This window comes from Mesorhizobium sp. M2A.F.Ca.ET.067.02.1.1, from assembly GCF_004023285.1.
Lineage (GTDB): Bacteria > Pseudomonadota > Alphaproteobacteria > Rhizobiales > Rhizobiaceae > Mesorhizobium.
This window is the reverse complement of the sequence record NZ_RZSB01001113.1, coordinates 1-1,318: the sequence shown is the minus strand read 5'-3', so window position 1 is coordinate 1,318 and position 1,318 is coordinate 1. Positions and strand designations below refer to the sequence as shown.

Annotated in this window: 2 protein-coding genes; both read left to right on the top strand. The window is 64.2% G+C overall.

Annotated elements, in window-relative coordinates; genetic code table 11:
• Nucleotides 1–518: TetR family transcriptional regulator (locus EOA28_RS35925; protein ID WP_148671114.1), on the top strand; the 518-nt coding region annotated here is incomplete at its 5' end.
• 52 nt (nt 519–570) lie between these two features.
• Nucleotides 571–1,318 (top strand): efflux RND transporter periplasmic adaptor subunit (locus EOA28_RS35920; RefSeq protein ID WP_128315851.1); only part of this gene is annotated, 748 nt, incomplete at its 3' end.

Here is a 1,318-nt window from a genome sequence, read left to right as displayed (position 1 = left end):
ACTATGGCTACGGCAAGACCAACGTCGCCGACATCGCCCGCGAGCTCGGCATGTCGCCGGCCAACATCTATCGTTTCTTTGCCTCCAAGGTCGAAATCCACCAGGCCGTCTGCGGCCGCATGCTCGGCGCCAGCTACAAGATGGCCTATGAGATCATGCACCTGCCGATCAGCGCCGAGGAACGGCTGCGGCGCTACATCCATGCCCAGTACAAGATGACGCTGGAGGTCATGCTCGACCAGGAGAAGGTGCATGAGATGGTCATCGTCGCGCTGGAACGCGACTGGGGCGTCATCGACAAGCATGTCAACAGCATCCACGACCTCTTCGCCGAAGTGATCCGCGAGGGCATCGAGGCCGGCGAGTTCAGGGAACAGGATCCCGAGACGGCCTCGCGCTGCTTCGGCGCCGCGACCATCATTCTATGCCATCCGCAGATGGTGGCGCAGTGCCTTGCAAAGACCAACCGGGCGATGCCCGACGAACTTATCGACTACGCCATCAGAGCCTTGAAATAGAAGCCGCCCGCCGGGTGCGGTCGACGATCATCTCCAGTTCGGGAGTGCTAAGGTGTCTTTGTCCAATTCCATCCTCCGCAAGCTGCCGGCCGCCGGCCTCCCAACCGCCGCCGTTATCGCAGCAGTGCTTGGCCTTGCCGGCTGCAGCCAGGAGAAGGCCGAGGTCGTCCAGGAGGTCGTCCGGCCGGTCAAGGTGGTCGAGATCGGCGAGGCGCAGACCACCCGTCAGCTTGACTATTCCGGTTCGGTGCGCGCCCGCACCGAGATGAATCTCGGCTTCCGCATCGCCGGCAAGGTCACCGAGCGCCTGGTCGACATCGGTCAGCACGTGGATGAGGGCGACGTGCTCGCCCGCATCGATCCGGCCGATTACGAATTGTCGGTGAAGAGCGCCGCGGCCAGCCTCGACGCGGCCGAGCGCCAGGTCGAGACCGTCGACCTTGCCAGGAAGCGCGCCGAGCAACTCTATGCCAAGAATTTCGCGCCGAAGTCGCAGCTCGACCAGGCGCGGCTGACCTACGACCAGGCCGTGGCGACCCGCGACGCCGCTCGTTCGACTCTGGCCCAGGCGCAGAACCAGGTTCAATACGCCGATCTGAAAGCCAGCAGGAACGGCATCGTCACCGCCATCTCCGCCGATGTCGGCCAGGTGGTCGCCGCCGGCACGCCGGTGATGACCGTCGCGGTCGACGGCGAGAAGGAAGTGTCCATCGCGGTGCCGGAGATGGATATCGCCGGCTTCAAGCCTGGCAAGGAGGTCAAGGCGAGCTTCTGGTCTGACGAAGGGCTCACCCTTGACG